Source organism: Streptomyces sp. NPDC050121, assembly GCF_044460385.1.
Taxonomy (GTDB): domain Bacteria; phylum Actinomycetota; class Actinomycetes; order Streptomycetales; family Streptomycetaceae; genus Streptomyces; species Streptomyces soliscabiei.
In genome coordinates, this window is sequence record NZ_JBITJV010000021.1 from 158,455 (window position 1) to 181,835 (window position 23,381).

The window sequence follows — 23,381 nt, forward strand, 5'->3', positions numbered from 1 at the left end:
CGCGGAATTCCGCTCGGGTCCCCGTGGAGGCGTACCGTGCTGAGGGTCTTGATGATCGTCGGGTCCGTCCTGGTGGTCGGCCTTCTGCCGACCGGGTGTCTCAGGGCGGCAAGGTCGACTACTGATCGTGGACGAGGCGCAGTTCCTGGCGCCGGAGCAGCTCGATCGGTTGGCGCGGGTCCGCGCGGGTCGTGGACGAGCTGGACCTTGATGTCTTCGCCTTCGGTATCACCACCGACTTCCGCACCGAGCTCTTGCCGGGCTCGCGGCGGCTGATCGAGCTGGAGGTCGGCTACGGGGTGTTGTGCCGACGGCACCATCTGCGCCGATGGCCTCCGACTGAGCGCGCACTCAGCCCACGCGGGAGACCTGAAACCCGGAACTGTCCCCGCCCACACGGGGGTTGAGTGACCTGTCACCGCTCCTCGTGGTCGTATCCGCTGAGGAGTTCGACGCCGCGGAGCAGGGCGGAGTGGTCGAGGTCCGCCTCTCCACGGGCCACGGCCGATGCCACGAACTGGGCGGCGAGGCTGCCCAGGGGGATGGCGGCGCCGATCGCGCGGGCGGTGTCGGTGACGATGCCCAGGTCCTTGTGGTGCAGGCCCATCCGGAAGCTGGGTGTGTAGTCGCGCTCGAGGAAGTTGGCCTTCTTGCGGGCGAGGGCGGTGGAGCCCGCCATGCCGCCGCCGATGACGTCGAGGGCGGCTTCGAGGTCCACCCCCGACTTCTCGAGGAAGACCACCGCTTCCGCGCACGCCTGCAGGTTGATCGCGAGGACCAGCTGGCCGGCGGCCTTCACCGTCTGGCCGCGGCCGTTCGGACCGCAGTGCGTGATGGTCCTGCCGAGGGCCTCGAAGACGGGCTTCGCCGCCGCGAAGTCCTCCGCGTCCCCGCCGACCATGATCGACAGGATGCCGTCGACCGCACCGGGCTCCCCGCCCGCCACGGGCGCGTCCAGAACCCGGATCCGGTGCTCGGCGGCTTTGCCCGCCAGCGTGATCGCGTGCTGCGGGGCGATGGTGGACATGTCGATCAGCAGCGTCCCCGGGCGGGCGTTGGCCAGGATGCCGTCGGCGCCGAGAGCGACCTCCTCGACCTGCGGAGCGTCCGGCAGCATGGTGATCACCACGTCGGCCTCGCGGACCGCCTCGCGGATCGACGCCATGGGCCGGCCGCCCGCCGCCCGCAGCGGCCCGTCCCTGCCGTCACTGCGGTTCCATCCGTACACGGTGTGGCCGGCTCGGCACAGGTTGACAGCCATCGGGCTGCCCATGGTGCCAAGGCCGAGGAAAGCGATCGTCTTCAACGTGAACTCCTTGGTGACAGCGGGTGAAAGCGCAGGCGGAGCGGGTTTCAGGGCAGGAGCAGCCGCTCCAGGTCGGCGGGCGGCCTGCGGCCCACGAGGGAACGCAGCGCCGTCCAGGAGCCGGTGTCGCCGGCGAGGATCCCGCCCAGCAGATCACCGCTGTCCTGGCGGAGCAGGATCTTGGCGTAGCGGTCGGTGTCCTCGGCGAAGACCGCTTCGAGCGTCTGTCCGTGGTCGAGACGCGTGGCGCCGAAGGTGGCGATCCGCACGCCGAGCAGCTTGAGCGCGGTCGATGTGTCGGTGCCGTCGAACGGCTCCGGGGTCCGCCCCGTCAGCTGGCGCGCGACGCTGTCGGCCATGCGGTACCCGGGAGCGACCAGGCCGTGGCAGCGTCCTCGCACGCAGGCGCACTCGCCGACGGCCCACACCCGCTCGTCGGCGGTGCGGCAGAGATCGTCGACGACGAAGCCACCCCGCTCGCCCCGCTCGAGCCCGGCGGCGTCGGCCAGTTCGTCACGCGGCCGCACGCCCGCGGCGAACACCACCACGTCGGCTTCCAGCACCGTCCCGTCCGAGAGCGTCACCGCCCGCACCGCCCCGTCCGCCCCGGCCTCGATCGACGCCGTGGCCGTGGCGCAGTGCACGCGCAGGCCGAGCTCGGCGACCCGCCGGTGCAGCACGCGCGCGGCGCCCGCGTCGAGCTGCGCCGGCATCAGATGCGGGGCCGTCTCGACGACATGGGGGCGCATCCCCAGCAGGCGCAGGGCGTTCGCCGCCTCCAGACCGAGCAGCCCGCCCCCCACGACGACGCCCGGCCGCCCGGGGGAGGCGGCGGCGCGCAGGGCGTCGAGGTCGTCGAAGGTGCGGTATGTGAAACAACCCGGCAGGTCGTGGCCGGGAACCGGCGGGACGAACGGGCGTGAACCGGTGGCCAGGACCAGCGCGTCGTAGGAGATCCGCTCGCCGTGGACGGTCTCGACGCTGCGGGCGGTCCGGTCCACCGAGACGACGGGGCAGCCCAGAAGAAGGTCCGTCCGAGGGTCGCTCAGGAAGTCCGCTGCCACCAGAGTGAGGTCGGACTTGCTCTTGCCGTCCAGGTACGAGGACAGGCTGACCCGGTCGTAAGCGGGATGGTGCTCTTCGGCCACGACGACGACGCGCCAGGTCCGCTCGGTGTCCAGGACCCTGAGCTGCTCGACGAGTCGGTGGCCGACCATGCCGTGTCCGACGACGAGGAGTGTCCGCGTCATGATGCCTTCTCCCTTTCCCTTTCCTTCTCCCTTTCCTGCCGGGATGCGCGCGCCCAGACGCGGCACAGTTCCTCCACCGGCCCGGTGCAGCCGCCGCAGCCCGTGGTGGCGCGGGTCGTCTTCGCGAGTTCCGTGACGGTGCGGGAGCCCGCCCGCCACGCCGCCAGCAGCGTCTGCTCCGACACGTTGCCGCACAGGCAGACCGGAGCGTTCCCGCCGCCCGCGGCACTGCCCGACGCCGGGCCGGCAGGCAGGTCCAGCAGCAGCCCGAGCCGGTCGGAGGGAAGCCGCTGTCCGCGTCTGTGGAGGAACCCGATGGTCGCGATGGCCTGCGGCAGGCCGAACAGCACGGCGGCCACGACACGTTCGTCCCGCAGGGCGAGACGGACGTACCTCCGGTTGGCCCGGTCGGTGAGGCCGATCTGCCGGGTGCCGGGCCGGTGCAGATCGGCGGGCGAGCCGATGGCGGCCACGTCCGCGACATCGGTGCGCAGCCGCAGCGCGGACGGGCGCGGCCGATAGGTCACAGCATGTCCGGCGAGGATCTCGGCGAGGGCCTCGGCCTGCTCCCAGGCGACCTGGGGACCGTCGGCGAGCCGGCCGTCGTGGGCGGTGCTGTCACCGATGGCGTGCACGTGGGGGTCGCTGGTGCGCAGCCGGTCGTCGACCACGGTGCCGACGCGGACGTCCAGACCGCAGGCGCGGGCGAGCCGTGTGTCGGGGGCGGTCCCGGCGCACAGGACGACCGTCTCGGCGCGCAGTGTCGTTCCGTCGTCCAGCCGGAGTCGGCCCGGCAGACGGCCCACGGCCGTTCTCCCGCCGAGCACGGTGACCCCGGCCCGCTCCAGCCGCTCGGAGAGCATGCCGCTGCACGTCTCGCCCAGCCGTGTGTACAGGGGATGAGGGGTGGCGCAGACCAGGGTGGCGTCGACGCCGCGAGCGGCGAGCGAGGCCGCGGTCTCCACCGCGAGGGGGCCCTCACCGAGGACGGCCGCGCTCTCTCCGGTGACCGGCGGTGTGCCCGAGGCCGGACCCGGGGCGACGACGCCGTCCGTCAGGCGTCCCGCGGAGTCGACCAGACCGGGAATGCCGGGGATCAGGGGGCGGGCTTCGACAGCGAGGACGAGGGCGTCGTAGGAATATGTGGCGGGCGCGCCGTTCACCTGCGCGAGGACCCTGCGCCGTGCCCGGTCGACGGAAGTCACCACCGTGGCCGGTCCGGCCCCCAGTACGGTGACCGCGCCGTCGAAACCGTGGTGCCGCAGGCGGTCCACGAGCCGCTGGGCTGCCGGACCGTCGCCGACGACAAGTACATTGCTCAACGTGTCACTCCTGGTGGGGGGTTATCCGCACGGCGCACACCTTGAACTCGGGCATGCCGCTGCGCGGGTCCAGAGCCGGGTGGGTGAACAGGTTGGCCCGGCCCGCGGCCGGAAAGTGGAAGGGCACGAACACGGTGTCCAGGCGCATCGTCGCGTCCAGCCGGACCCGGGCCGTCATGCTGCCGCGCGCGGAGACGACCATCGCGAGGCCGTGTTCGGTCAGCCCGCAGTGGGCCGCGGTGTCGGGGTGGACTTCGAGGAACGGCTCGGGAACCGCCTCGCGCAGCTCCGCGACGCGACGGGTCTGGGAACCCGACTGATAGTGCGCCAGAACCCGGCCGGTCGTGGCGTAGAGGGGGTAGGCGGAACTGATCTCCTCGGCCGGCCCCCGATGGTCCACGTCCGCGAACCGGGCCCTGCCGTCGGGGTGTGCGAACCGGTCCAGGAAGAGCCGCGGCGTCCCCGGGTGAGCGCCCTCGGTGTCGGGGCAGGGCCAGTGCAGGCTCTCCCCGGCGTCCAGCCGCTCGTAGGAGATGCCGGAGTAGTCGGCCCTGCCGCCACGGGACGCGGCACGCAACTCCTCGAACACCTCTCGGGGCTCGGTCGGGTAACGGCCCGCCGGTTCGCCCAGCCGTACGGCGAGATCGTGCAGGACCCGAAGGTCACTGCGCACCTGCGGCGGGGGCGGCAGCAGCGAACGGCGGCGCAGTACCCGGCCTTCGAGGTTGGTCAGGGTTCCCTCCTCCTCGGCCCACTGCGTGACCGGCAGCACCACATCGGCCATACGGGCCGTCTCCGAGGGGACGAAGTCGGCCACGACCAGGAGATCCAGTGACGCGAGCCGTTCGCTCACGTGCGAGGCGTGCGGGGCCGAGACCGCCGGGTTGGAGCCGAAGACCAGCAGTGCCCGTGGCCCGTGCTCGCCGCCCAGCGCGTCCAGCAGTTCGTAGGCGCTGCGCCCGGGGCCCGGCAGCTCGTCCGGCGACACCCCCCACACCCGGGCGACATGGGCGCGCGCGGCCGGATCGGTGAGGGCGCGGTAGCCGGGCAACTGGTCGGCCTTCTGACCGTGTTCCCGGCCGCCCTGGCCGTTGCCCTGCCCGGTCAGGCATCCGTAACCGTTGCCTGGCCGCCCCGGCAGGCCGAGGGCGAGCGCGAGGTTGACGAACCCCGCGACGGTGTCGGTGCCGTTGCTGTGCTGCTCGACGCCCCGACCGGTCAGGACGTAGGCGCTGTCGGCCTCGGCGAGCATCCGGACCGCCCGGCGCTGCGCGCTCGCCGGCACACCGGTGACCTCCTCGACCCGCTCCGGCCACCATGCCATGGCCCGTCGCGCCGCCGAGCCGAAGCCGTGGGTGCGCTCGTGGACGTAGTCCTGGTCCACCAGCCCCTCCGCCACCGCGACGTGCAGGAGACCGAGGGCGAGCGCGAGGTCGGTGCCGGGCGTCGGCTGAAGGTGCAGTGCCGCGCGCCGGGCCGTGGCGGTACGCCGGGGATCCATGACGATCAGTCGGGCCTGGTCGAGGTGCTGCATCAGGGGCGGCATGGTCTCGGCGACGTTCGCCCCCGCCAGCAGCACGGTCTGCGCTCCCCTGAGGTCGGCGACGGGGAAGGGCAGGCCCCGGTCCAGCCCGAACGCCGCGTTGCCGGCGGCCGCCGCGGACGACATGCAGAAGCGGCCGTTGTAGTCGATCTGGCTGGTGCGCAGGGTGAGGCGGGCGAACTTGCCCAGCAGGTACGCCTTCTCGTTGGTCAGGCCACCGCCGCCGAACACCGCCACGGCGTCCGGGCCGTGCTGGGCGCGGATGCCGCGCAGGCCCCGCGCCACGGTGTCCAGCGCCCTCTCCCAGGAGGCCTCCCGAAGACGGCCGTCCGCGCCGCGCACGAGGGGCCGGGTCAGCCGGTCGGCGGTGTGCAGGACCTCGGGGGCCGTCCAGCCCTTCTGGCACAGCCGGCCCCGGTTGACCGGGAAGTCCCGCGGCCGCACCTTGACCCCGACGTCGAGGTCACCGTGCAGTTGGGTGGCGCACTGCAGCGCGCAGTACGGGCAGTGGGTGTTCGCCTCGGGTATCGGCGCGGGCAGGTCAGACACGGCTGGCTTCCTTCACTGCGCCCGTGGCCCGCCTGCGTGCGCTCGGGACGCGGCGGAGGTAGACGGACCTGAGCACGGCCAGGCACAGCGCGTAGTAGGCGAGGAAGGCGACGAAGGCGGGGATGCCGGAGCCGGATCCGTCGGTGTAGGACAGCTTGAACGCGAGGTTGATGGCGGCCCCGCCGAGCGCGCCGACGGCGCCGGCGATGGCGATGACCGCGCCGGACAGGCGCCGCGCCCGGGCGAAGGCGTCACGGGCGTCGCGGCCGGAGGTGACCTCGTCCTCGGCCTTCTTCGCGAACAGCGCCGGGATCATCTTGTACGTCGAGCCGTTGCCGAGGCCGCTGAGGACGAACAGGGCGGTGAAGCCGGCGACGAACAGTGCGAAGGAGTTCGCCTCGGCTGCCACGATGAGCACGGCGGTGGCGGCGCCCATGCCGAGGAAGTTCCAGAACGTCACCCGCGCGCCGCCCATGCGGTCGGCCAGCAGGCCGCCCAGCGGACGGGTGAAGGATCCCAGCAGCGGCCCGAGGAAGGTGTAGCCGACGGCTTCCCGTGGCGAGGCGCCGAACTCGTTCTGCAGGACCAGGCCGAAGGCGAAGCCGTAGCCGATGAACGAGCCGAACGTGCCGATGTAGAGCAGCGAGATCAACCAGGTGTCGCGGTCCCGCGCCGCCTCGCGCCGGGTGCCGGGCTCGGAGCGTACGGCGTCGACGTTGTCCATCTTCCACGCTGCCAGCAGCGCGACCAGCACGATCACCGGCAGGTACACGGCGGCGACATAGGAGGGGTGGGTGTCGCCCGCGACGGAGATCACCAGGAGTCCGATGAGCTGGACCGCCGCCACGCCGAGGTTTCCGCCGCCCGCGTTGAGGCCGAGCGCCCAGCCCTGGTGGCGCCGCGGGTAGAAGGCGGTGATGTTGGTCATCGAGGAGGCGAAGTTGCCGCCTCCCACCCCTGCCAGGGCGCCGACCAGCAGGAACACCCACAGCGGGGTGCCGGGCCGCTGCACGAAGTACAGCGCCGAGAACGCCGGCACCAGCAGGATGCTCGTCGCGAACACCGTCCAGTTCCGGCCGCCGAACCGGGTCACGGCACGGCTGTAGGGCAGCCTCAGCAGGGCGCCGACGACGGTCGGCGTGGCCACCAGGAGGAACTTCTCGCCGGAGCCGAAACCGAGACCGATCTCCGGGGACATGAACAGGACGAGGACGGACCACAGGGTCCACACCGAGAATCCGACGTGCTCGGACAGGACGGACAGGACGAGGTTGCGGCGGGCGATCAGACGGCCTCCCGCCTGCCAGGCGTCCTCGTCCTCGGGATCCCAGCCGATGAGCCAACTGCCCTGTCGGGCAGATGTGTGAGCCATGTTCACTCCGAGTGCGTGACGGGCTTCGTGGGCACGGACAGGCCCCGGCGAGGGTTGCTCGCCGGGGCCCGGCGTTTCGGCTTGCATGGTGGTGCGGTGGTGCGGTGACGCGGTGACGCGGTGACGCGCGACGGGTCAAAGACCTCAGAAGCTGAGGTCCAGCGCCTTCACCTTGTCCCGGTCACGGTCCGGGTGGCTGTCGGGGAAGACGAAGCAACGGGTGTTCTTGAGCTTGTTGTTCTCGACCTTGGCCGTGGAGAAGATCACCACCGGGACCCGCTCGCCCTTGTTGAGGAAGTCCGCGCGGAAGTCGATGATCGGTGCGTCCTCGCCCCAGCGGCCCAGGAAGTCGTCCACGACGTCCTGGTCGGCGTAGATGTGCCGGATGTGGTGACCGACGTAGGTGTCCGGCTGTTCGCTCGCCCCGACGATCGCGATGTCCTTCCAGTTCGCGTGGGCGACCGTGCCGTCCTCCTCGATGAGGTGGATGGCGACGGGGCAGTTGTCGTAGTAGGCCTGGATGAACGCGACGGCGTCCTCACCGGCCGGCGTGTAGGACTCGCTGGACCGGTCGACCTGGTCGATCCACGCCTGGGCGGTGGAGGAGCCCTCGCCCGGCGCGGGGGAGGGGCTCGGGTGGGTGGTGACCGGGCGCAGGGCCCAGAAGCCGTAGGTGGCGCCGTCGACCGTCCCGAAGCCGACGTTGGCGTACCCGGAGGGGAACTCGGGGTTGGTGAAGGCCACCTCCAGGTTCTCCACCGGCGTCTGGGCCTTCACCAAGGCGTCGTGGCCGTCGATGCCCAGGACGTCGGCGAGCCTGCTGCCGGCCGTGGCCCCGTCCCGCAGAAGCTCCGTGGCGGCCTTGTTGGCCAGCACCACCGTGCCGTCGGCGTCGGTGACCAGCATGCCGGGAGAGGCCCAGTTGAACAGGTCGAGAAGCTGCTCGGAAGAAGGGTGCTTCGACATGGTGTCTGTCTGCCTTTCTCTGGGTTACAGAACCTTGCGGCTGTAGTTGAAGACCTGACCGGTGGGTCCGTTCGACGGGAACTCGGCGATGGCGACGATCCACTCCGCCACGGTGCGCGGCGACTTGAGCCAGTCCGTTCCGAATCCCGCGTTGATGGCGCGAAGGATCTGCTCGTTCATCTCGCCGTCCAGCCCGGCCATCGTCATGGCGGTCGCCACGGGGCCGGGACGTACCTCGTTCGCCACGACACCGTCGTCGGCGAACTCGACCGAGCACGCTCGCATCAGGGTGGTCATCGCGGCCTTGCTGGCCGCGTACGCCCAGCGTTCGGGCCGGTAGCCGTTGGCCAGGCTCGCCCCGACGAACGTCAGGGAGCCGCCGCCGGCCTGCTTGAGCAGCGGAGCCGTCGCCTGTACGAGGTTCAGCGCCGTGCGTACGTTCGTCTCGTAGGTGTCCGCCGCCACCTGCCACTCGACCTTGACGAGGTCGACCGGATCCGGTGAGAGGCCGGCGTTGAGCACCACCGCCCCGACCCCCTCGGCGAGGGCGGCGCCCGTCGAGGCGAGAGCGGCGCGCACTGCCTCGCCGTCCCGCACATCGGCGACGAGGTCGACGTAGCCGCTCTCCTCGTTGAGGGCGGGGTTGCCACGCCGGGACAGTCCGACGACGGTGTACTGCCTGCGCAGGAACTCCGTCGCGACGGCCGCGCCGATCCCGGACGAGGTGCCGGAGACCACCGCCACCCGGGAAGCGTCCTGCCCCATCAGGCGGCCTGGAAGACGGTCGTGTCGATGGCCTTCAGGGTGCGCATCGACTCGATGGTGATGACGCCCGGGTCCAGCTTTTGACCGTGCAGGCGCTCGATCTCGATGACCATCTGGACGAACTGGAGACTTGTCACCGCGCCCGACTGGATGAGGTCGGTGTCTTCCTGGATGTCGAGCGGCTTCTCGTGGAGGCCGTCGAGCCACTTGCGCAGCGAGGTTATCTTGCTTTCCACTGTGCCCTCTTCCTCTTACTTTGTCCTGAACTCCACGGAGAAGTCGGTGGGATGGGAGAACGACTGGCTCTCCATGCCGAGGCGGTCGCGGGTGACGACCACGTCCGAGCAGCGCCGGACGATCTCCTCGATGAGCAGTGAGAACTCGGTCTTGGCGAGCATGGCCCCCGGGCAGGCGTGCGCTCCGACCGCGAACGGGATCGAGCCCTTGCGGCTCCTGCCGGTCTCGAACCGGTCGGGGTGGTCGAAGACCCGCGGGTCACGGTTGGCTCCGGCGACCGAGGCCAGCACCGCCGAGTGCCGCGGCACCCGCACGCCCTGAACGGTCAGGTCCTCGGCGGCGAACCGAACGATGGTCTGCACGGGCGGGTACAGCCTGAGGGTCTCTTCGATGTAGTCGTCCCGGACCGCCTCGTCGCGAAGCTCGTCCAGGTCGAAGACGCCGCGTCCCATGCAGTACACGAGCGAGGTGATGAACGCGCTGCTGGTCTCCGTGCCGGCCAGGAAGAACAGCAGTGCCGTCGAGCGCACCTCGCTGTCGGTCAGTGAGATCCCCTTGCGGTCCCGGGTCCGCTCGATCGTCTCCAGCAGGGACCGCGCGCCGGTGGCCCTGGCGGGCCGCTGTTCCTCGATCAGCCGCAGCAACTCGCTGACATTGGCGTGGGTCTCGTCGGTTTCCTCGGTGGGATAGTCCAGAAGCCGAGCCAGCGGACGGGTCAGGCGGTGGAACCGACTCTCCAGCGAGGTGTCGACACCGAGGATCGTGCACACGATTCCGTACGGCACCCGGTGCGCGAAGGAGTTGTAGAAGTCGTCGGTCTCGATGCCCGCGATGCTGTCGACCAGGCTGTGGATCAGCCCCGGCATCAGCGCCTGTTTGTACTCGGCGATACGGCCGGCGGACAGGATCGGCGCCAACAGGGCACGGAAGGCCCGGTGACTCGGCCCGTCGGCGTCGAGCACGTTGGGGCCGAAGGCGCGCGCGCTGGCCTTGAGCGGATGGTCGGCCACGATCGCGGGATGGGCGAGCGCCTCCTGCACCGCCGCGTTGCCGGTCACGGCGAACAGTCCCTCGTCCAGCCGGTGCACGTCCGCCTGCGCCCTGAGATGCCGGTACCAGTAGGGCCGTGCGAGCAGGCTCGCCGGAGACTCCGCGGTCGCTACGAAGGGCATGTCGCATGCCCCCCGATGCCCAGACCGGCGATGCCGGCCAGCAGTCGCATCGCCGCGAGCCATTCGGCGTCGGTCAGGCCCAGAGACCCGGGTTCCGTGTAGAACGCGGTGATCGATCCGGTCTCTCCACCAGGTACATCTAATTTGCAGTGGAAAACTGTTCGGCCGCGAATATCCCCGTTGGGGGCGGAAGGGGCGGGAGGTACGGCCTCCGGTCCGGCTACGCCGACCAGTCCGTCGGTGCCCAGGGAAAAGTCGCCGAAGGTGATGGCTGTTTCCGGTGTGAAGTTTCGCCGGACGAGCTCGAAGACGAGCCTGAGACGTTCTTTGGGATCGTGCTGGGTCGCATATCGCTCAAGGAGAGCGTTCGCCGCTTCCAGCACTCGTTCTATTCGGCGTTTGCCTTGGATGGATTCTAGGGCGAGGGAGAATTTTTCTTCGGTGTTCTGTGTACTCAAGTGTCGAGTCCTTGCCTGTTGCACGGGGTCTGGCACTTGTGGAGCAGAAATTCGTGCGGGCGTTCAGGAGGTGTAGCCGAAGCGCGCCGACAGTTCCCGCTTGTTGATTTTCGTGTTCTCCAGGAGTGGCATCGAGGAGACGAAGTGCACCTTGGAGGGCACCATGTAGGCCGGGAGCCGCTCCCTGAGGTGTCCCTGCATTTCCTGCTCGGTCATGGCCTTGTAGGGCTGCTCGGCGAACAGGATGATGCGGGGTGTTCCGGTGCGATCGGGGATCGGCATGACGACCGATCGCGTACTGCCCAGGGTTCGGGCGGCCGACTCGATTTCCGCCGGTTCGATTCGATGACCGGCGATTTTGATCTGGGCGTCCTTGCGGCCCACGAAATGCAGGACGCCGGATTCGTCCAGCCGGCCCTGGTCACCGGTGAGATAGACCGGGATCCGCTTCCCGCCGGCCGTGACGTGCCGGAACACGGCGGCGGTCTGGGCGGGGGCGTTCAGATAGCCGAGAGCGAGTCCCGTCCCGCCGATGGCGACCTCGCCCGTCTCACCCGGCCGGACGGGGACGCCGTCGCGGACGATGTACAGCTGTGTGCCGGGCACGGGAAGGCCGGCCGGGATGCCGGGCGCCGCCGCGGTGTCGTCCTCGGTGATGCGATGGACCGTGGCGAACACGCAGGACTCCACGGGCCCGTAACCGTTGTACAGCTCGATGCCGGGGTGGGTGTCGAGCAGTTTCCGGCAGTTCGCCGGAGACGGTTTGTCCCCGCCCAGGAGTACGGCCCGCAGACCGCCCAGGCACTCGATGTCGCCGCCCGCGATCACGTCGAAGAGCGAGGGCGTGAGGAAGAGATGGGTGGCGCCCAGGTCGTGGACGTAGGAGCGGATCGCGGGGGGCAGCAGCAGGTCGTCCTCGTGCACGACCACGGTGCCGCGGCTGAGCAGGGTGCCCCACAGCTCCAGAGTGAAGGCGTCCCAGGCGACGGCCGCCGCGTGGATCATCACCGGGTGCTCGCCGAAGTCCATGAAGCCCTTCGGGGCGAACAGTCTCGTGGTGGCTCGGTGCGGGGACAGCACCCCCTTGGGGCTGCCGGTGCTCCCCGACGTCCAGAACAGGGTGGCGCAGGCGTCCGGCGGTACGTCCGGCAGGCCGTCCAACGCCGGGACGGCCGGGTCCGTCCGCAGCAGGTCGTCGAAGGTGGTGTGGTCGGTCCCTGCCTGGTCGAGCCGGGTGGAACCCGCGGCATCCGCCAGGACGACGGGGGAGCGCATGGTGCCCAGCAGTTCGGCGATGCGGGGGGTCGGCCAGCGCACGTCCAGGACGCCGTAGGCGCCGCCGGCCATCAGGACGCCGAGCAGGACTGCGGCCAGGTCCGGTGACCTGCGGGCCACCACGGGAACGACGCTGCCGGGCCGCACACCGTGCCCGATCAGCCGGTGAGCGATTCGACGGGACCTGGCCGCCAGCTCCGCATAGGTCACCGCCTCCCCGGCGGTGACGATGGCATTGCGGTCCGGTAATTCCCGGGCGATCCGCTCGAATGCCTCATGAATGGTTGACTCGAATTCTGCCCTGTCGTACATGGTGCTACGCACGATTGATCCCCCATCGGCGCGGTCGCTGACAAGCGGCGAGTCTTTCGGCGGGCGTCAGTCGAATTTCATCGAGGAGGGGAGGATCGAGCCGGGTGCGAGGTCGAGCCGCGGGGGAGCGGAGAACTCCATGAGCACGGCGCCTTCCTTTCCCACGAAGGTCGCCGTGTGGCGCTGGCGCGAGGGGATGTAGGCCACGTCACCGGCGTTGAGTTCGTACTCGGTGCCCTCGCAGACGAAGCGGATGGACCCCTCCGTGACCACGACCCACTGCTCGTTCTCGTGCCAGTGCGGAGGCATGTTCAGTTCTCCGGACTGATCGGCCACCACCTTGAGGCAGGACATTTCCTGGCCGAACGCGAAGCGACGCGACAGTGCGATCCCTTCGGCCTTCAGTTCCTCGTGGTCGTCCCAGTTTATCTTCATCGGATTTCTCCTGGTTGATACACGTGGTGCACGGCCCGGGACCTTTTGGGTCCCTGGGGGTCGTTGCTTTGGTGGAACGCTTTACGACCCAGACCAGACGGTACGTAACCGCGAAGTTACTTTCAATGGGCATCTCACATTCCGGATAGCCGGCCGAGGGCGGGGAGAGTATTCCCTGTTGCAAAGTGGCCGAGATGTCTATTGCGCGCTGCCGGTCTTCGCCGCCTCGACGGACTCCGCAGACGGCGCGTCGGGCCGCTCCAGGACGCGATCGGGAAGGCGCATCGCCAGGGCGACAGGGACGGCGAAGACGAACAGCAGCGCGTAGAAGGTCGCGCGCAGACCGCTGGAATCGGCCAACCAGCCGAACGCGGGAGAGCACAGGCCGCCCGCCGCCATGGCCAGCCCCAGCGTCAGCCCGCTGGCCGTGCCGGGGCGGTGGGGCAGGTAGTCCTGTGCCAGCGTCACCTGGGCGGCGAAGGGCAGGAACATGGCGGCGCCGAACAGTGCGGCACTGGCGACCAGCACCCAGAACGCCGGGGCCCACGCGATGCCCAGCAGGGCCGGAAGCGCCGTCAGGTATCCGACGCGCAGCGAGGTCATCCGGCCGTACCGGTCGCCGACCAGGCCGCCCAGCAGGGTGCCGACGGCGCCGGCCGCGGTGTAGACGGTGAGCGCGGCGGCGCCCGCCGCCGCGGATTGCCCCAGATCGCGCTGGGCGTGCAGGGACACCAGGGAGGTGACGGTGACGAAGGGGATGGACCAGCCGACGATGACGACCACCAGGCGGCCGAAGGCGCGCCAGTCGTCAGCCTGTGCCGTGCCGGCCCCGGACTTCGTCGCCGATGCGGCGGTCACCAGGGAAGCCGTCTCCGTGTAGCCCCGCCGGCGCATCCACGGCCCCTTGAGCCCCCACAGGATCGCCATGATCACCGCGGGGACGGCCAGCAGATAGCTCGCGTCGAACCCCGCCGACCCGATTACCAGGGTGACCAGCGACGGCGCGACGGCGCCGCCGACCGTCCCGCCGACGGAGAAGACGCTCATCGCCTTCTGTGAGGAGCCGCCGGCGGCACGGGCCTGGCTGGTCGCGGGCGGGTGGTAGGCCGCGATGCCGATCCCGGCCACCGCGACACACAGCCAGGTGACCGCGTAGTTGCCGGCCAGTCCGGCCGCGACCACGCCCAGGGCGGCCGTGACGAACCCGGCCGGCACCAGCCAGCTCTGCGGCCTGCGGTCGGAGAGCACGCCGAACAGCGGCTGGAACAGGCTGGAGACGCCGCTCGCCGCGAACGCCAGGCCGGAGACCGCGGCATAGCTGTAGTGACGCTCGGACATCAGGAACGGCAGCATCGCGGGGATCGCGCCCTGATACAGGTCATTGACCGCGTGCGTGCCGGTCAGAAAGCCGAGTTGCCCTTTTTTCATTGAAAAGTCTGTCCTGTTCTCCATGGGAGTAAAGATCTATAATCATCAGGTTCTCAGGTCCTCAGGTCCTCTGAGGTGTTACCTTACCGAGTGCCGCGAGGCGCGAAAACCCCGCCCCGTCAAAGGTGTTGGCCTCGGAGTTCGTCCTGCCGGATGAGGCATTCACACACGAAGGAGCTTCAGATGAGCGCACAGACAGCTGTCCGGGTGGCGGAAGGACTCGTCGCACTGGAGGAGGAGCCGACCCGACTCGCCGAGACGCTGGACGACCTCTGCACCCGGTGGGCCAGGGCATCGGGCGCCACCGCCCTGACCGTGCCCGCGCTGTTGCCGGTCGCCGACCTCGCCGCGCTCGACGTCTACCGGAACTTCCCCCAGCTCGCCCTCGTCTCCTCGCCCCTGGACGTCGCCGCGGCCGGCACCGGACAGATCGAACAGCAGTCCTTGGCCGGGGAGTTCGGTCCCGGGGCGCTGCGCGGGGCGGGCCTCGCCCTCCCCTCCAGCGCCTGCTACGGCGTGTACCTCCACCACCGCGACCAGCAGGTGTCCCCGGACGGAGAGCTGGTGACCGTGGTCGCGCAGTGCTTCCGTAACGAGGACCACTTCGACGGGCTCCGCCGCCTCAAGGCGTTCCGGATGCGCGAGGTCGTGGCGCTGGGAAGCCCGGACCAGGTCACGGACCACCTCGATCGCTCGGCGCGCTTCCTGGACGCCCTGGCCGGCGAGATCGGCCTGCCGCTGGAACGCCGGGCGGCCTCCGACCCCTTCTTCGACCAGTCCGGCGAGCGTGCCACGTTCCAGCAGCTGCTTCCGGTCAAGTACGAGTACGTCTACAAGGGCTTGGCGATCGCCTCGGTCAACACCCACTTCCTCTTCTTCGGTGAGCGGTGCGCCATCTCGCTGCCGACCGGCGAACCGGCGTCCACCAGCTGTGTCGGCTTCGGGGTCGAGCGCTGGCTGCACGCGCTGGCGGACCACTTCGGCGGCGACTGGGCCCTGGCACAGGACGCCGTGGAGAAGGCCGCGAAGTCGCTGGCCTGAGGGACAGTGGTCGCGGGGGGGGGGGGGGGGGGGGGGGGGGCCGCCCCCCCCCCCCCCCCCCCCCCCCCACAGCCACCCTTACGAGTCAAGCGGACCGCGACCGCAGGCCCTCCAGCAGGATGTCCAGCAGCCGCGCCGAGGCCGCCGCCTGCTGGGCCGGGTCCGGCAGCGAAGGCGCCGCCGTCGCGATGACCAGCAGCACGTCCGACACCGAGACGTCGGCGCGCAGTTCGCCCGCCTCCCGCGCCCGCTCCACGAGCCGGCCCACGACCTCGAGCAGCGCCGCCGCCCCGGCGTCGTCGACGGCGGCCGTCGTGCCGTCGTCAGCGACGAGCCGCAGCTCACCGCTACCCGGCTGGGTCCGCTGCTGCGGCACCCGCCCCCCGTCGGCCGACGCCGCCTCGACGCCGTCCTCAAAGACCCCGACGCGCAGCACCTGCGGCGGCAGCAGTCTCCCCGCGCCGGAGGCCACGGACGTCCGCAGGAAGCGCGACAGCGCCGACCACGGCTCGTCCTCCTGGCCGAGCGCCGCCCGCGCCTGGTCGGTCAGCCGGGAGGTCTCCTCCTCGGCTATCCGCCGCACCAGGACGTCCTTGCTCGGGAACCGCCGGTACACCGTGCCGACGCCGACCCGCGCGCGCCGCGCCACGTCCTCCATCGGCGCGCCGTACCCCAGCTCGCCGAACACCTCGCGCGCCGCCCGCAGTACGTGTTCCAGATTGCGCTGTGCGTCCACGCGAAGCGGCGCTGACCGCGCGCCGTCCCCGCGTCCGTTTCCCATCGCCGCACCGACCGCACCGACCGTACCGCCGGATGCGAGGGCTGGTGCGGACGGCCAATGCGAGTTCTGAATGTGCATGAATGATCCCCCGGTAATGACGTCTCCCCCCGGAGACTCTCCCCGCCATCGAAAGCCGGGGTGTGGAACAGGGGACGGCCACCCCGGGCCCGCCCGTCGCAGACCCGCAGAGCGCTTCCCCCTGACACCCCGTCGACTCACGAACATAGTTGAGAGGGAGTCAATTCAGAAGGGGCAGGTTCCGCACGGAGCGCCCCCCGATCGGAGTACGGGTCGCATACGTCCCGATTGCACCCCTTCCCGCACCCCGGCGCACACCCCCTGACCTGCACTCCTGTCCCGTACTTCGGTGTTTCGGCCAACCCCGCGCCCGCCCGACTCGCGGTCACACAGTTTGTCGAGGCTGTGGACAAACTCCAGCGACCGGTGCGTCATGGGATGGTGAAGGAACGTGCGCGCATTCTCGTTGTCGGCGGCGGCTACGTCGGGATGTACACGGCCCTGCGGCTCCAGCAGAAGCTGAAACGGGAACTGGGCCGGGGCGAGGCCGAGATCACGGTCGTCACACCCGACCCGTACATGACGTACCAGCCCTTCCTCCCCGAGGCCGCCGCGGGCGCCATCTCCCCCCGGCACGTCGTCGTGCCCCTGCGCCGCGTCCTGCCGCACTGCCGGGTCGTCGTCGGCGAGGTCACCGCCGTCGACCACCCCAAACGCACCGCCACCCTCACCACCCTCGCCACCGAAGAGGAGGGCACCGGCCCCCGGCAGCTGACGTACGACGAACTCGTCCTCGCGCCCGGCTCGATCTCCCGCACGCTGCCCGTCCCGGGGCTCGCCGACCACGCCATCGGCTTCAAGTCCGTCGAGGAGGCCATCGGGCTGCGCAACCACGTCATCGAACAGATGGACATCGCCTCCTCCACCCGCGACCCCGCGATCCGTGACGCCGCCCTCACCTTCGTCTTCGTCGGCGGCGGCTTCGCGGGCGTCGAGGCGCTCGGCGAGCTGGAGGACATGGCCCGCTACACCACGCGCTACTACCACAACGTCAAGCCCGAGGACATGAAGTGGATCCTCGTCGAGGCCTCCGACCGGATCCTGCCCGAGGTCGGCGCCGACATGGGCCGCTACACCGTCAGTGAGCTGCGCCGCCGCAACATCGACGTCCGCCTGAACACCCGGCTGGAGTCCTGCGCCGACCGCGTCGCCGTCCTCAGCGACGGCGCCCGCTTCCCGACCCGGACGGTCGTGTGGACCGCCGGCGTCAAGCCCCACCCGCTGCTCGCCGCCACCGATCTTCCGCTCACCGAACGAGGTCGGCTGAAATGCACCCCCGAGCTCACGATCGACGGCGCCACGCACGCGTGGGCGGCCGGAGACGCCGCGGCCGTCCCCGACGTCACGGCCGGCGAACCCGGCACGGAGATCGCGCCCAACGCCCAGCACGCCGTCCGCCAGGCCAAGGTCCTCGCCGACAACATCGCGCACTCCCTGCGCGGCGAACCTCTGGAGACGTACGCCCACAAGTACGTCGGCTCGGTCGCCTCACTCGGCCTCCACAAGGGCGTCGCCCATTTCTACGGACGCAAGCTCAAGGGCTACCCGGCCTGGTTCATGCACCGCGCGTATCACCTCAGCCGCGTGCCCACCTTCAACCGCAAGGCACGCGTCCTCGCCGAATGGACCCTCTCAGGGCTCTTCAAACGAGAGATCGTCTCCCTCGGATCCCTCGAACATCCCCGCGCGGAGTTCGAACTGGCTGCCGGTGGAAAGCCTTCTGACGAGTCTTCCAGCGACCCGAAGGGGTCGTCCTGACCGATCCAGGAACTCCACCGGCCGCCCCCACGTCTGACGAATGTCGGCCCGGACGGCGGCCACACTGCCAGACTGCTCCCTGCTCATAGCCCCCCGAACCCACGAGGCTGTTCCCCCGTGCTCCACCTCCCGGGTGCTGCAACACTGTGCGGCCACCGCCGCGCGGCCCCCGCAGCCCAGGCCGGGCCCGGAGCCGGCCGACGACGACTACACGAGGCAAGGATTCGTGAACTTCACGCGCTGGAGCGCCCGGCTCCCCGGAACGCAGCGCCGCGCCGCCGCGCGAGCCGAGCACCCGGTCACCACCACGGACCGGTGGAGCGAAGGCTCCGTACCCGCGGCCCGCGCCGAACAACTCACCGACGAGCCGCCCCCCGTGCCCGCCGTCGACGAACTCCCGGTCCGTGAGGTCCTCGACCGCGTCCCGGCCCTCGTCGCCCTCGTCCACGGCCCCGACCACCGCCTCGCCTACGTCAACGACGCCTACACGGCGGCCTTCGGCGCCCGCTCCTGCGGCGAACCCGCGGCCGAGGCCCTCCCCGAGCTCCGCGACCTCGGCCTCATGCCCCTCCTCGACCAGGCGCTGCGCAGCGGCAAGCCCCGCACCCTGAAGTCCCGCAAGGCCCCCGACGGCCGCCACTACACGTTCACCTGCACCCCGGCCGCCGAGGACAACGGCAAGGGCACCGTGCTGATCTTCGCCACCGACGTCACCGACCACGCCGAGGCCGCCGAACGCCTCAGAACCAGCGAACGGCGCCAGCGCGAGACAGCCGTCACCCTCCAGCGCTCCCTCCTCCCCCAGGAGCTCGAAGAGCCCGACGACCTGCGGATCGCCGCCACCTACCAGCCCGGCGGCACCGAGGCCGCGGTCGGCGGCGACTGGTACGACGTCATCACCCTCGGCGGCGGCCGCACGGCGCTGGTCATCGGCGACGTGATGGGCCGCGGCGTCCGCGCGGCGGCGGTCATGGGCCAGCTCCGCACGGCCGTCCGCGCGTACGCCCGTCTCGATCTGCCCCCGCACGAGGTCCTCCAGCTCCTCGACGGCCTCGCCGCGGAGATCGACGCCAACCAGATCGCCACCTGCGTGTACGCCATCCACGACCCGAACGAGGGCCGGCTGGTGTACGCCTCCGCAGGCCACCTGCCCATCCTGGTCCGCGACGAGAACGGCACCGTCCATCGCGCCGACGAGCCCACCGGGCCGCCCCTGGGCACCGGCGGCTGGATGCACGCCTCCGGCTCGATCCCCCTCGGCCCCGGCTCGACCGCCGTCCTCTACACGGACGGCCTGGTCGAACGCAGGAACGAAGACCTGGACGAGGGCATCGCCTCCCTGGCACGCGCTCTGTCCGGCGCCACCGGCACCCCCCAGGTCGTCTGCGACCGCCTCGTCCGCTCGGCCGGCGTCACCGCCGACCACGACGACGACGTCGCCGTCCTCGTCCTCCAGCACCCCGCCCGCACCGGCCCCGACAGCGAGCTGTTCCGCAACGCCGCCCTGGAGCTCCTCGGCGGCGTCGAAGCGGCCCCACGCGCGCGTGCCTTCGCCTCGGGCGTCCTCACCAGCTGGCGCTTCCCGGCCGACCTGCACGACCTCGGCGTCCTCGCCGCCAGCGAACTCGTCGCCAACTCCCTCCAGCACGGCATCCCGCCCATGCGGCTACGGCTGCGCCGCACCGACCGCCGACTGATCATCGAGGTCACCGACGGCGACGACCACCTCCCGCGCCGCCGCCGCGCGGAACCGGGCGACGAGTCCGGCCGGGGCATCGCCATCGTCGCCACGATCGCCTCCAACTGGGGCAGCAGACGCACCCCGGGCGGCGGAAAGGCGGTGTGGTGCGAGTTCGTCCTGCCGAAGCCGACCGAATGAGACCGGCCCGCACCCACCGGGACGGCCCCGACCGGGACGGCCCCGACCGGGACGGCCCCGACCGGGACGGGGCTGACATGGACCCCGGATGAGGCCGAGAAGCTCCTCGAACGCCCGTTCCCTCGCGCGCGGCACCTAGGCGAACCCGCCCCCCGGTGCTAGTAGCTCCCCATGGCAGACGCAACGGGCTTTCACCTCAAGGGAAGCGCCCCCGAGCGCTACGAACACTACGTCGCGCCCCTCATGGCGCCCTTCGTCACCGCACTCGTGGACGCCGCGGACCTCTACCCCGGCGCCACCGTCCTCGACCTCGCCTGCGGCACCGGCTTCGCGGCCCGTGCCGCAGCGGCGCAGGCGGGCCCCACCGGCCGGGTCGCCGGCGCGGACCTCAACGAGGGCATGCTCAAGATCGCCGAAGCGTGCCACCCCCGCCTCTACCCGGACATCGAGTTCACCTGCGCCGCCGCCGACGACCTCCCCTACCCCGACGCGACCTTCGACGCCGTCCTCTGCCAGCAGGGCGCCCAGTTCTTCCCCGACCTCGATGCGGCACTGCGCGAAACAGCCCGGGTCACCCGCCCCGAAGGCCGCTTCGCCGCCACGGTCTGGTCCCACCTGGACGACTCCCCGTACTTCGTGGCCCAGCGGCACGCGGTCGAGCAGTACGACACCCCGGAGGCGGCCGCGGGCTTCAGAGCGGCCTTCGCCACCGCGGACCGCCTGACCGCCGCCCTCGACCGCGCGGGATTCCGCGACACGACCAGCCGCCGCCTGACCTTCACGATCACCCTCCCCCCTCTGGAGGACTATGTCCGCGGCCACCTCTCCGCGATCCCCTGGGGACGGACGATCGCCGACACGCTCGGCGAACAGGCCCTCACCGAGGCCGCGGCCACGATCCGCGCCCGCCTCCCCGAGGACACGACGACCTTCCCCTTCACGACAACCCTGGTGACAGCAGTCCGCTGATCACACGAGCCGAACAGCAAGAGGCGGCCGTCGTCCCAAGAACGACGGCCGCCTCCAGCCCGGACCCGGATCTCAGGCCTGGGCGCCCACAGGCTCCACAGCAGTTCCGCCCCGCGCGACCACCCGCTTGCGCGCCAGCCACGGCTGATCCTGGACGGCGGTCAGCTGCCGCCCCAGCCGCAGCGCGAGGAAGGTGATCCCCAGCGAGAACAGCAGAAACGTCACGATGTACGACGCGTGCAGCGAGGCCCCCATCGGCCCGCCCACCGCCGGACCGACGGCCAGCGCGAGCTGCTTCACCAGGGCGAACGCCGAGTTGTACTGCCCCGCCATCCCCTCCGGCGCCAGATCGGCCACCAGCGGCGCGACCGTCGGCGACAGCATCGCCTCACCCAGCCCGAACAGCGCGTACGTCGAAACGAAGGCGGCCGTCGCCATCTCCCGGCTCCCATGCCCCAGCCCGGCATACCCGGCCACGACCCACGCCACGGCCCAGATCAGCCCCACCGCCGCGATCACCCGCGACCGCTTCTGCCGCTCGACGAACTTCAGCACGGCGAACTGCGCGACCACGATCACCGCGGTGTTGGCGGCCAGAGCCGTCCCGAGCGCGGACGTCGAGATCCCGGCGGCCTCCACGCCGTAGGCACTCAGCCCCGACTCGAACTGCCCGTAGCAGGCGAAGAACAACACGAAGCCCAGCACGGAAAGCTGCACCATGGCCCGATTGCCGAGCAGCTGCTTCCAGCTCCCCCCGGCGGACTGCGGGGCGTCGCCGAGGCGCGGAGCATGCGGAAGACGCACGGTCGACATCACCACGGCCAGCAACAGGAACATCGCCGCCTCGATGGCGAACAGCAGCGTGAAGGAGGAGACACGAGTGGTGTCGACGAGATGCCCGCCGATCAGCCCGCCCACGCCGAGCCCGAGGTTCTGCAGAAAGAACTGCATCGCGAACGCCCGCGACCGGGTCTCCGCGGTCGAGCAGTCCACGATCATCGTCGCCAGCGCCGGCTGCATCACGGCCTGCCCGGCCCCGAGCGCCACCGCGGAGCCCAGTACTGCGGTGGCGTTGCCTGCGAGCCCCAGGCTCAGCGCACCCAGCGCGGCGGTGACCAGGGCGACCAGCAGGACCGGCAGTGGACCGCGCCGCACGATCGCCCGACCGGCGAACGGCAGCACGATCAGCGCGGCCACGGCGAAGACCGTGAGGACGAGCCCTGCCGTCATGGCTCCCAGCCCCCGCACCTGCGCCACATAGACGTACAGGTAAGGGACGGTGAAGCCCAGTCCGAACGCGCTGAGTGCGTTGCCCACGTGGATCCGGCGCATCGCTGCGCCCTTGGCCCCGGTCACGTTCACCTCTCTCACTAGTTAGATCTGAAGACTTCAAAGCTAAACTTCGAAGCTAAAGACTATATTCCGAAGGACTTCAAGGCCAAGTCGCCGCGTGCGATACTGCGGCCATGGCCGAGACCCCCGGCGTCACTGAGCCGACCCTCGAAGAGCAGATCGCCGCCTACCAGCGCGAGTTCCAGGACCTCGACCCCCAGGTCGAGAAGATCGTCTCGGCGCTGTCCCGACTCAACCGCCGGATGAACGTCGCCTACGGCCGCCAGACCGCCGACCTCGGCATCAGCAACGCCGAGTGGGAGGTGCTCAAGGCCCTCGTCCTCTCCGGCGCCCCCTACCGTCTGGGCCCCAGCGACCTGGCCAAGCGCCTCGGCCTGACGCCGGCCGCGATGACCCACCGGATCGACCGCATGGTCTCCGAAGGACTGGTGACCCGTGAGAGGGACGAGTCCAACCGGGTCCGGGTGATCGTGGAGCTGACGCCCGAGGGCCGAGAGAAGTGGCTGGAGGCGATGCGTATGGCGACGGTCTTCGAGGGCGACCTCCTCCAGGACCTCTCCGCGGAGGAGCGCACGGCTCTGGGCGAGGTCCTGACCAGACTCCTGCGTAGGGTGGAGCACGCCCAGCCCGACGCCGGCGGCCGGCTCAGCGACCTCGACTAAAAGATCTTGACAGGGGCGGTTGACACCCCCTTGCAGGGTGAGTAGAGTTCTTCGGGTTGCCAGGGAGCTGTAACGGTTCTTCGACAGCACCTCCGCCGCAGAAGCGGCACCTCAAACCATCAGCATGATCTCCCAACGGGATTGCATTCGGCGTGCCCGAATTCAATTCGAGTCGGAGTCGGCAGTCCGATTAGGAACTGCCGAGCAGATCCGCTAAGGTTTGAGACGTCGGAACGGCCCAAACAGCCGCGAAGACAAGCCCCCTCTGACTGGGAATCAGGGCCGAAAGGATCTGATAGAGTCGGAACCGCCGGAAAGGGAAACCGCGAAACGAAAAACGCGGAGAACCTGGAAAGCACCGAGGGAATCGGATCGGAAAAAGATCTGATAGAGTCGGAAACGCAAGACCGAAGGGAAGCGCCCGGAGGAAAGCCTGAGAGAGTCTCTCGGGTGAGTACAAAGGAAGCGTC

The 23,381-nt window shown here is 70.4% G+C and carries 20 protein-coding genes and 1 pseudogene; 6 read left to right on the forward strand and 15 right to left on the reverse strand.

Features of this window, described 5'->3' with window-relative positions:
• Positions 1–89 precede the first annotated feature (89 nt).
• A pseudogene (locus tag ACIBTS_RS29025) lies at positions 90–407 on the forward strand (hypothetical protein); the annotation flags it as partial.
• An 8-nt stretch (positions 408–415) separates the two neighbouring features.
• On the opposite strand, the gene ACIBTS_RS29030 reads toward ACIBTS_RS29025, so the two are convergent.
• The 13 genes from ACIBTS_RS29030 to ACIBTS_RS29090 form a co-directional block, all read right to left on the reverse strand.
• Positions 416–1,357 carry a 2-hydroxy-3-oxopropionate reductase gene (locus ACIBTS_RS29030; RefSeq protein WP_399323273.1) on the reverse strand — a complete coding sequence of 314 codons (942 nt, stop codon included), beginning with the start codon at positions 1,355–1,357 and terminating at the stop codon, positions 416–418.
• Positions 1,354–2,556 carry an NAD(P)/FAD-dependent oxidoreductase gene (locus tag ACIBTS_RS29035; RefSeq protein ID WP_399323230.1) on the reverse strand — a complete coding sequence of 401 codons (1,203 nt, stop codon included), beginning with the start codon at positions 2,554–2,556 and terminating at the stop codon, positions 1,354–1,356. Before ACIBTS_RS29035 ends, ACIBTS_RS29030 begins: the two co-directional genes overlap by 4 nt.
• Positions 2,553–3,878, reverse strand: a complete 1,326-nt coding sequence (locus ACIBTS_RS29040) for an FAD-dependent oxidoreductase (RefSeq protein WP_399323232.1) — start codon at positions 3,876–3,878, stop codon at positions 2,553–2,555. Before ACIBTS_RS29040 ends, ACIBTS_RS29035 begins: the two co-directional genes overlap by 4 nt.
• A gap of 4 nt (positions 3,879–3,882) precedes the next feature.
• Positions 3,883–5,970: a molybdopterin oxidoreductase family protein gene (locus ACIBTS_RS29045; RefSeq protein WP_399323234.1), complete on the reverse strand. Its 2,088-nt coding sequence runs from the start codon at positions 5,968–5,970 to the stop codon at positions 3,883–3,885.
• On the reverse strand, positions 5,963–7,342 hold the full coding sequence (locus ACIBTS_RS29050; RefSeq protein WP_399323236.1) for an MFS transporter: 1,380 nt from the start codon (positions 7,340–7,342) through the stop codon (positions 5,963–5,965). Before ACIBTS_RS29050 ends, ACIBTS_RS29045 begins: the two co-directional genes overlap by 8 nt.
• A gap of 144 nt (positions 7,343–7,486) precedes the next feature.
• Positions 7,487–8,308 (reverse strand): PAS domain-containing protein, encoded by an 822-nt coding sequence (locus ACIBTS_RS29055; RefSeq protein WP_399323237.1) that lies wholly within the window; start codon positions 8,306–8,308, stop codon positions 7,487–7,489.
• Between the two features lie 24 nt (positions 8,309–8,332).
• On the reverse strand, positions 8,333–9,073 hold the full coding sequence (locus ACIBTS_RS29060; protein WP_399323239.1) for an SDR family NAD(P)-dependent oxidoreductase: 741 nt from the start codon (positions 9,071–9,073) through the stop codon (positions 8,333–8,335).
• Complete coding sequence (locus ACIBTS_RS29065; protein ID WP_319677676.1) at positions 9,073–9,309, reverse strand: phosphopantetheine-binding protein; 237 nt, start codon at positions 9,307–9,309, stop codon at positions 9,073–9,075. Before ACIBTS_RS29065 ends, ACIBTS_RS29060 begins: the two co-directional genes overlap by 1 nt.
• 15 nt (positions 9,310–9,324) lie before the next feature.
• Complete coding sequence (locus ACIBTS_RS29070) at positions 9,325–10,482, reverse strand: cytochrome P450 (RefSeq protein ID WP_399323241.1); 1,158 nt, start codon at positions 10,480–10,482, stop codon at positions 9,325–9,327.
• Complete coding sequence (locus tag ACIBTS_RS29075; protein WP_399323242.1) at positions 10,470–10,940, reverse strand: hypothetical protein; 471 nt, start codon at positions 10,938–10,940, stop codon at positions 10,470–10,472. Before ACIBTS_RS29075 ends, ACIBTS_RS29070 begins: the two co-directional genes overlap by 13 nt.
• A gap of 63 nt (positions 10,941–11,003) precedes the next feature.
• On the reverse strand, positions 11,004–12,539 hold the full coding sequence (locus ACIBTS_RS29080) for an amino acid adenylation domain-containing protein (RefSeq protein WP_399323244.1): 1,536 nt from the start codon (positions 12,537–12,539) through the stop codon (positions 11,004–11,006).
• Between the two features lie 54 nt (positions 12,540–12,593).
• Positions 12,594–12,962, reverse strand: coding sequence for a cupin domain-containing protein (locus ACIBTS_RS29085; RefSeq protein ID WP_361705623.1), 369 nt, complete (start codon positions 12,960–12,962; stop codon positions 12,594–12,596).
• A gap of 198 nt (positions 12,963–13,160) precedes the next feature.
• Complete coding sequence (locus ACIBTS_RS29090; protein ID WP_399323247.1) at positions 13,161–14,390, reverse strand: MFS transporter; 1,230 nt, start codon at positions 14,388–14,390, stop codon at positions 13,161–13,163.
• Positions 14,391–14,573: 183 nt separating this feature from the next.
• Here ACIBTS_RS29090 and ACIBTS_RS29095 point away from each other — a divergent pair, with 183 nt between their 5' ends.
• Positions 14,574–15,431, forward strand: coding sequence for a hypothetical protein (locus tag ACIBTS_RS29095; RefSeq protein WP_399323249.1), 858 nt, complete (start codon positions 14,574–14,576; stop codon positions 15,429–15,431).
• An 85-nt stretch (positions 15,432–15,516) separates the two neighbouring features.
• On the opposite strand, the gene ACIBTS_RS29100 is transcribed toward ACIBTS_RS29095, so the two are convergent.
• Positions 15,517–16,290 (reverse strand): TetR/AcrR family transcriptional regulator, encoded by a 774-nt coding sequence (locus ACIBTS_RS29100; RefSeq protein WP_399323251.1) that lies wholly within the window; start codon positions 16,288–16,290, stop codon positions 15,517–15,519.
• 378 nt (positions 16,291–16,668) lie between these two features.
• Between ACIBTS_RS29100 and ACIBTS_RS29105 the strand changes: the two genes are divergently transcribed.
• The 3 genes from ACIBTS_RS29105 (at position 16,669) to ACIBTS_RS29115 (ending at position 20,896) form a co-directional block, all read left to right on the forward strand.
• Positions 16,669–18,048, forward strand: coding sequence for an NAD(P)/FAD-dependent oxidoreductase (locus ACIBTS_RS29105; RefSeq protein ID WP_399323253.1), 1,380 nt, complete (start codon positions 16,669–16,671; stop codon positions 18,046–18,048).
• A gap of 226 nt (positions 18,049–18,274) precedes the next feature.
• Entirely contained in the window at positions 18,275–19,927 is a 1,653-nt protein-coding gene (locus tag ACIBTS_RS29110) for a SpoIIE family protein phosphatase (protein ID WP_399323255.1), read from the forward strand.
• Between the two features lie 171 nt (positions 19,928–20,098).
• Positions 20,099–20,896, forward strand: coding sequence for a class I SAM-dependent methyltransferase (locus tag ACIBTS_RS29115; protein WP_399323257.1), 798 nt, complete (start codon positions 20,099–20,101; stop codon positions 20,894–20,896).
• 72 nt (positions 20,897–20,968) lie between these two features.
• Here ACIBTS_RS29115 and ACIBTS_RS29120 read toward each other — a convergent pair whose 3' ends face one another.
• Complete coding sequence (locus ACIBTS_RS29120) at positions 20,969–22,252, reverse strand: MFS transporter (RefSeq protein WP_399323259.1); 1,284 nt, start codon at positions 22,250–22,252, stop codon at positions 20,969–20,971.
• Between the two features lie 110 nt (positions 22,253–22,362).
• On the opposite strand from ACIBTS_RS29120, the gene ACIBTS_RS29125 reads away from it, so the two are divergent.
• A complete protein-coding gene (locus tag ACIBTS_RS29125; protein ID WP_079661362.1) occupies positions 22,363–22,911 on the forward strand; it encodes a MarR family winged helix-turn-helix transcriptional regulator in 549 nt (182 codons plus the stop codon).
• Positions 22,912–23,381: the final 470 nt, after the last annotated feature.

Bases quoted from the DNA above. Each gene is read 5' to 3' on its own strand.
- ACIBTS_RS29035 (WP_399323230.1), bottom strand. From the start codon at position 2,556: ATGACGCGGACACTCCTCGTCGTCGGACACGGCATGGTCGGCCACCGA.
- ACIBTS_RS29050 (WP_399323236.1), bottom strand. From the start codon at position 7,342: ATGGCTCACACATCTGCCCGACAGGGCAGTTGGCTCATCGGCTGGGAT.
- ACIBTS_RS29055 (WP_399323237.1), bottom strand. From the start codon at position 8,308: ATGTCGAAGCACCCTTCTTCCGAGCAGCTTCTCGACCTGTTCAACTGG.
- ACIBTS_RS29060 (WP_399323239.1), bottom strand. From the start codon at position 9,073: ATGGGGCAGGACGCTTCCCGGGTGGCGGTGGTCTCCGGCACCTCGTCC.
- ACIBTS_RS29070 (WP_399323241.1), bottom strand. From the start codon at position 10,482: ATGCCCTTCGTAGCGACCGCGGAGTCTCCGGCGAGCCTGCTCGCACGG.
- ACIBTS_RS29085 (WP_361705623.1), bottom strand. From the start codon at position 12,962: ATGAAGATAAACTGGGACGACCACGAGGAACTGAAGGCCGAAGGGATC.
- ACIBTS_RS29090 (WP_399323247.1), bottom strand. From the start codon at position 14,390: ATGAAAAAAGGGCAACTCGGCTTTCTGACCGGCACGCACGCGGTCAAT.
- ACIBTS_RS29095 (WP_399323249.1), top strand. From the start codon at position 14,574: ATGAGCGCACAGACAGCTGTCCGGGTGGCGGAAGGACTCGTCGCACTG.
- ACIBTS_RS29100 (WP_399323251.1), bottom strand. From the start codon at position 16,290: ATGCACATTCAGAACTCGCATTGGCCGTCCGCACCAGCCCTCGCATCC.
- ACIBTS_RS29105 (WP_399323253.1), top strand. From the start codon at position 16,669: ATGGTGAAGGAACGTGCGCGCATTCTCGTTGTCGGCGGCGGCTACGTC.
- ACIBTS_RS29115 (WP_399323257.1), top strand. From the start codon at position 20,099: ATGGCAGACGCAACGGGCTTTCACCTCAAGGGAAGCGCCCCCGAGCGC.
- ACIBTS_RS29125 (WP_079661362.1), top strand. From the start codon at position 22,363: ATGGCCGAGACCCCCGGCGTCACTGAGCCGACCCTCGAAGAGCAGATC.